At 58.0% G+C, this 7,029-nt stretch carries 6 protein-coding genes; all 6 read right to left on the minus strand.

Going from position 1 to position 7,029, the window contains the following annotated elements; all coding sequences use genetic code 11:
- Positions 1-26 precede the first annotated feature (26 nt).
- The gene (locus Q1B15_RS12750) at positions 27-266 is read right to left on the minus strand and encodes a hypothetical protein (protein ID WP_299754121.1); all 240 of its coding nucleotides are present in this window, start codon (positions 264-266) and stop codon (positions 27-29) included.
- Between the two features lie 35 nt (positions 267-301).
- On the minus strand, positions 302-1,978 hold the full coding sequence (locus Q1B15_RS12755) for a thiamine pyrophosphate-binding protein (protein WP_299754122.1): 1,677 nt from the start codon (positions 1,976-1,978) through the stop codon (positions 302-304).
- Positions 1,979-1,983: 5 nt separating this feature from the next.
- A complete protein-coding gene (locus Q1B15_RS12760; RefSeq protein ID WP_299754124.1) occupies positions 1,984-3,063 on the minus strand; it encodes a 4-oxalomesaconate tautomerase in 1,080 nt (359 codons plus the stop codon).
- Positions 3,060-4,121 (minus strand): isocitrate/isopropylmalate dehydrogenase family protein, encoded by a 1,062-nt coding sequence (locus Q1B15_RS12765; RefSeq protein WP_299754126.1) that lies wholly within the window; start codon positions 4,119-4,121, stop codon positions 3,060-3,062. Before Q1B15_RS12765 ends, Q1B15_RS12760 begins: the two co-directional genes overlap by 4 nt.
- A complete protein-coding gene (locus Q1B15_RS12770; protein ID WP_299754128.1) occupies positions 4,118-6,133 on the minus strand; it encodes a tripartite tricarboxylate transporter permease in 2,016 nt (671 codons plus the stop codon). The genes Q1B15_RS12765 and Q1B15_RS12770 overlap by 4 nt, the downstream gene beginning before the upstream one ends.
- Positions 6,134-6,207: 74 nt before the next feature.
- Positions 6,208-7,029 (minus strand): tricarboxylate transporter (locus tag Q1B15_RS12775; protein ID WP_299754130.1); only part of this gene is annotated, 822 nt, incomplete at its 5' end.

Genomic DNA, 7,029 nt, shown 5'->3' on the forward strand with positions numbered 1-7,029 from the left:
GAACCAATCGTCGAGAATGTGAACTTTCATCGACTTTCCACGCCGACCATGGCAGCCGCACTCCGTGGTGTCGGAAGGAAAATATTCGTCCCAAGCGCGTCGATGGCGAGGCCAGCCTGACTGCGCTGCGCGAGATGATAATTGAACTGCGCACCGCAGCCATAAATCGGCGTTGGGTATTGGCCGATCGCTTCTGCAAGACCAAGACGCACCTTCTCAAGTGCCTGCTTGGCCTCGCTCAAGGCAGTATCAATTTCTGGGGTCATCGGGATCTCCCTTATCATTGTATACCACAGCGTACCTAATTTGACTTGCTTGTCGATGATGACTTCGGCGGATGCGCTCTGCGAATAACCGGTGAAGCAACTTGGTCCGAAATCGGCACGTCCCACACTGCCGCCCCTCCAGATTTCGCAAAATCGTCGATGAGACCGGGAAGTAACGCGAGATCGGCTATGCGCTCGCCTGCCAACCCAAACCCGCGCGCGATGGCAGCCAAATCGGTGCGGCCGAACACGGCGCCCTGATCCGAGATACCTTCTGCGCGCAGTTTGTGGATCTCAGACCCATAAGCACCGTCGTTCAGGACGATGATCAGGATGTTCATTCCATGGCGGCGGATTGTCTCAAGCTCTTGAATATGCATCAAAAGGCTGCCGTCACCGTCGAACAGAACAATCGTGTCATCGGGTCGCGCTGCCGCGACGCCCATTGCAAATGAAATACCATTCCCGATGGCGCCGAACTCTCGGATCGTCAGAAAATGGGTCTGTGGACGAGACGGCATTTGCGCGAAATAGAAGGAACAATGCCCCGACGAGTTCACCAACTGCCAATCGGCGGGCAGATGCGCCTCAAAAACTGCAACAACATCGCGCGGGTCGTGCACTCCGTCTTCTGATGGAAACACCGCGCTGTCTGCTGGGGCGGTTGCGATGCGTTCTGAAAGCGCAGGCGTTCGCCACGATTTTGAGCGTTCAGGGACCATCCCAAGCAAGGCCTCAACCCCAAGCCGCGCGTCGGCACGCAGATGCGCCTGCGCGGCCACACGCCCCTGGCTGATCGCAAGTGGATCAACATCGATCTGCAACAGCTCGGCGTCCGGCCAAAGCTTTCCACCGTCCAAATTGTGATGTGCCAATGACGAACCGACGCCAATAATCAGGTCGGCCTCGCCAAGACAATCTCGTGCGGTTTCCGTCGAAAACCCGCCAGCAATACCAATGCTGAACCGCGCGTCGTGAAACAGCCCGCGCGCCGGAAGCGTTGTGGCAAGAAGCGCGTCGCACCGCTCGGCCAAAGCCCGGCAGGCCGCACCCGCATCCGCCTCGACCGCGCCGAGCCCTGCCATGACCACGATACGCTTTGACGCCGCGATCATAGCAGCTGCGCGGGGCAAATCATCAGGGTTCGGTGGGATTGGCGACGCAACCGGGGCAAGATCACGCGAGGGCGTTGGAAGTTCCGCGCCCGACCAGTCGAGGTTCTGCAAATCAAACGGAACGCCCAGGACGACAGGTCGACGCTCGCGGCCCGCCTGTGTGAAGGCATCCCGGATCGCCGTCGGCATCAGGTTAGGAGAATGAAGCGGCTGGTAGGCCGCACCAGTCGCCGTGACGAACGGTGCCTGATCAATGGCCTGATTATACCACGCAGACTTCAGCGGTGCTTCCCCGGCCAATACGACAAGGGGCAGTTTCGCGCGAACTGCCGCAGGTAGCGCGGTCATCAACTGCGTCAGGCCGGGACCACAAGTCACGGTTGCCACGCCTGTTTCACCACTTTTGCGCGCATAGGCCATGGCGGCAGCAACGGCGCAGTGTTCATGACGAACGTAGACCATTTTGCATCCGCCTTCCGCCAGACGCGTGGCGAAGTTCATGTTGGCATCGCCCAAAAGCGCAAAGCAGGTGCCGACACCCTCACGAAGGAAGGTTTCGGCAAGCGCATCGAACAGTTTCCGGTGATCGCCCGTCATGTTTTCTAGCCCTCCTGCGCCACCATCACTTCGCCCCGCGCAATAAGACGCGCGGTGCGGACAACTCCAGCCGAGCGAAAATTCAACGTCTCACCGTCGCGGGAGAAATCAACGGTGACTTCCATTTCGCCCATGGGATGTTCGATGCGCACGACCTCGGGGCCGGACACCACAGCGCGCGCGATGCCATCTGCAACGGTGCCCGACGCCAAAGCGCATGCGGCAAGGCACTGTGAGCCTGTGACGGCCAATGTGGGATGGGCTTTCCACGGCATGAAATAGCGCGCCGCAAAATGCCCGCCGTTTTGAGCGCGGGCAATCAGTCCGATTTTCGGCGTGACAGATTTCGTGACATCTCCAAGCCCCATGCGCTTTCCAGCCTCAAGGCGGATCGTCTCCATGCGCTTGAAAAGGCTGGTATTGGCGCCCAACTCGGCCAGCGTTTCATACCCCGTCAGCCCAAAATCCTCTGCACGGGCGATCATCATCGGCATCGCCACATCAATGCAGCTCACCTCAATGCCGTCTATGACATCCTTCGTCTGTCCGGTCGGAAACATCACGCCACATTTGGATCCGACAACCTCCAGGAAGTTCAAAGCAATAGGGGCCGCTGTGCCCGGCACACCGTCAATTGCAACATCACCAGCGTAACTGACCTTTCCGCCCGGAGTTTGGATAACGGCCTCGACCAAAGCGCCGGTATTTACGGCCCGGATGCGAACAGTTGTCGTCTCTCCACCGACCGGTACGAGCCCTTTTTCAATAGCCGCCGGGCCGACGCCAACAAGGATATTGCCACAGGTTGGCCCATAATCGACCATACGTTCAGTTACCGAAACCTGCCCAAAGAAATAGTCAACATCGACACCCTCTTCAGCCGATGGACTAAGCATTGCGACCTTAGTCGTCACTTCATCGCCACCGCCAATCCCGTCGATATTCCGCGGGTTTCCGGCACCGATAACCTCGACCAGTATATCCGATAACGCGTCCAAATCCTCGGGCAAATCTGCACGATTGAAATAGGGTCCGCGCGAGGTTCCACCGCGCATGAAATGGTAGGGAATTGGACGTTGGCTCATGCCACCTCTCTTTCAATGTGAGAAATAATCGCGCGCGTCATGACATCTGTCCCTGCGGACCCACCGAGGTCCGTGGTTCTGGTAGTCGGGTCGCAAAGCGCGGCATTCAGCGCGGATCGGATAAAGCGTGCGGGGGCCGCGTGACCTAAATGATCGAGCAGCATGACGACCGACCCGATCAAAGACGCCGGATTGGCCCGGTTTTGCCCGGCAATGTCTGGCGCCGAGCCGTGTTGGGCCTGAGCAATCGCATGGGACTTTCCATGGTTAAGTGATGCGGCAAGGCCCAGCCCTCCGGCCAATTCAGAGGCCAGATCGGACAGAATATCGCCATACATGTTCGTCGCGATCACAACATCGAAGCGCGTGGGATCGCGGACCATCAAGGCTGCTGCCGCGTCGATCAAAAGCTCTTCGGTCTTGATCTCGGGGAAGTCTGCAGCGACCTCGCGCACCGTCTCAAGGAACAAACCATCGCTTAGCCGCAAAACGTTCGCTTTATGGATGACGGCAACACGTTTGGCCCCGCGACGACGTGCCAGCGCATATCCCGCCTCGGCAATCGCGCGCGAATTTGCTGCAGTGATGCGGCGCATCGAAAGGGCAACGCCCGGCACTGGCATAAACTCGGCGGGCCCGCTTTCCATATTACGATCGGCATAAAACCCTTCAAGGTTCTCACGCACTATTACCATGTTGACGTCATGACCTGTGGGTGTTGGCACCGCTTTGTGACTGGTCGCGGGGCGGATGTTCGCGAAAAGCTGAAGCTCTTTGCGCAAGACACCCGAAGGGTTGCGACCGCCCTCCTCCACTGAAGGATAAGCATTGTGCGAGACCGGACCAAGGATCACGCCATCTGCCTGTCGCGCCTTCGCGATCACAGTGTCAGGAATGGTGATACCTTCTCTTTCAAGCGCTACGAACCCGATATCGGCGGGTTCAATATCGATCAAAGTCCCGCTTTTCGCACAGGCGGCACTCAGCACCGAAACCGTGGCGGCCATGATTTCCGGGCCAATCCCGTCACCAGCAAGAGCCAACAGGTGAAGGCTCATGTCAGGGGCCACGGCAGTTTCACAAAGTCCTGCAAAAGCCCCGGTGGGAAGTCGCGGCCAAGCGTGCCCCCAAGAAATACCAGAACCGCGATACCAATCACCGTAAGGATAACGGCACGGGTCCAGGAAACTCCTGCCCTAATACGCAGGAACGACACGAGGAACACTGTCAGAGCAAGCACAAAGCCAACCAATGCGGACAGCCCTAACAGGAAGGCAAACCACCCAAGCGTGCTCCAAAGCCCGTGGGGTGCCTCGGCATCTTCGCCACCGGATTCAAGGTCCGCAAAGACCGGCGATGTCTCCGGCTGGCGCATCATAGAAACGACCAGCGCAGCACAGGCAATCAGCGTCACGATCCCCACTGTGACCGGAAAAATTTTGTCGCGTAGAACGTTGATTGTGGAGGCGTCATAAACGGCAATGGCCACATAAGCGGTGACGGCCAAAAGGAAGATCAGCGGCGCGCGCTTTGACCCTGTGGGTGGATTGCTGTCGCCCAAAATCTGTTTGCCCTGACGTAACCCGATCACTACCGAGATGACCAACAGGATCAGGATGCCAATAGTAACGGGCGAGAAGATATACTCCATGCCCTGCCAAAAATCGCGGCGGAACTGAATGCGACTGATCTGAACTGCCTGGTTGGCAAAGCTTTCGGCCTGGCTCGACAGCACAAACCCGATAAGAAAAGCGGGCCGCGACCACTCGAAACGGCGCAGGAGGATGCCAAGGCAACCGATCATCAGCAGCATGGCAAGGTCGGCCAGAGACTGGCTTGACTGGAATGCCGCGAACGCGATGAGCATAAACAAGAAGGGGGCGACAAGCGTGAAGCGGATCGTGGTAATTTTGGCGATCTGCCCCGAAAGCAGAATGCAAAGGCCTGCGCCAAAGATGTTTGCCAAGGCCAGTGACCAAACAATCGTGTAGGTGATGTCAAGGTTGTGCCGCACCATGTGCGGCCCAGGATCGTACCCTAAAAGCGCAAGTCCTCCGAGGAAGACCGCCATCGAACCAGACCCCGGGATGCCGAAGATCAGCGTTGGAACAAGGCCGCCTCCCTCTTTGGCATTGTTGGAGCTTTCAGGGCCGATCACGCCGCGGATATCACCCTTTCCGAATTGCGATTTGTCTTTCGCGCTTTGCACCGTGAAGCCATAGGCGATCCAGTCCACAACAGACCCACCCAGCCCAGGAATGACGCCAACAAGAACGCCAATAAAGGCGCTGCGGACCGACAGCCAGATATTGGCCCACCAGTCGCGGATACCCTGAATCCAGCCAGAGCCAAGGCCTCCAGTGCGGGAAATCGAGCGGTCCTGACGCAAAAGAGAAACGATCTCGGGAACCGCAAAGATACCGAGACCGACGATCACCAGTTTGATCCCGTCGGTCAGGTAAGGAATGCTGTAACTTGCCATACGCAAACTGCCGGACGCATCGGATTCTCCGATTGTGCCGACCATCAATCCAAGGCCCGCCGCTGCAACGCCCTTTAGCGGTACCCGCCCTGCAAGGATCGCCACCATCGATAGTCCAAGCAAAGTGATCATCAGCATCTCGGGCGTGCCGAAGGCAAGGATCAAGGGACGCGCAATCAGGATAAAGAATGTCAGAACGATCGCGCCAAGGATGCCGCCGAAAAGCGACGATATAAACGCCGCCGACAGCGCGCGAGCGGCTTCGCCCTTTTTGGCAAGCGGAAAGCCATCAAGTACCGTCGCCTGGCTGGCTGTAGAGCCGGGGATGCCAAGCAAGACGGAAGCAAACGTGTCCGAGGTCGGCACGACCGCGATAAGGCCCACCATAAGAGCCAGACCCGAAACCGGGTCCATTCCGAAAATGAACGGCAAAACCAATGACAGGCCCGCGATACCGCCAAGGCCTGGAAAAACTCCGACAGACAAGCCGAGTAGGACGCCGAGCATCAAGAACATAATCTGCTGTGGCTGGAGGATCAGGGAAAAAGCTTCCCCGAGCGCTGGAGCCGCGGTTGCGAGAAGGTCCATGAGGCGGTGCGCCTTATATTTCAGTGTGTGTTAAAAAAAGGCCCCACCGAACCTTCGGTGGGGCCTTTTAGGCGTTACTTGAGTGTGACGCCGTAGCTTTCTTCAAGCCAGTTCACCACGAAGGCGCGCGCATCCTCCGGCACCTGGGTGCCGAGCTTGAACGCTGCCGCTCCTGCGTCACGGGTCATCTGTGGATAAACTCCCAGAGTTGCTGCTGCCAGTTCGTCAAAGTCAGGGCGTGCAATCACTTCATCGAACGCCTTGGCATATGTTTCGATCAGGTCTGCCGAAGCGGTGCCTGGAAGAAACACCATCTTTTGCGCCGGGAAACCGGCGATGAAGAAGGCAACCCATGCATCCCACGAAGCGCCTTCAGTGGCACAGGCCGGTGTCGCCTCGCAAACCTCGGCGAACGTCGGGATATCAGGGAACGTCGGGTCGCGGACGATATTTCCGGCGCCGTCCAAGGCACCCCAGGTCATCATAGGCGCCGCAAGGCCGCCTTCGATCATTGGCATCACCGACCGCAGATAAGCAGATGAGGTCTGATAATCGATGTTAGCTTCGCCACGCTCGAACATCAGACGGCCATCACCTCGACCTTCTATACCAAAAACAGGCTCGACATTCATACCAAGCATTTCCCAGGCGAGGTTGGCCACAAGGTCAAGGCGAGTTGCGCCCTGGCTGCCCCAGAGAAAATCTGTGCCCTGAAGCCCAGTCGCGTCCAGACCGTCCATCATGCTAGCCAGATCCGGCGGCAGATAAGCGACACCGCCGGTGCCGGACGCGAGGACGACGTTCCAGTCGTTATATTCATATCGAACACGCGGATCGCCAAGCAAGTAAGGGAACTGTGTGGACCCCGACGTGCCGAAAATCAAAGTACCGTCGTC

Source organism: uncultured Boseongicola sp. (assembly GCF_937988555.1).
Classification (GTDB): domain Bacteria; phylum Pseudomonadota; class Alphaproteobacteria; order Rhodobacterales; family Rhodobacteraceae; genus Boseongicola.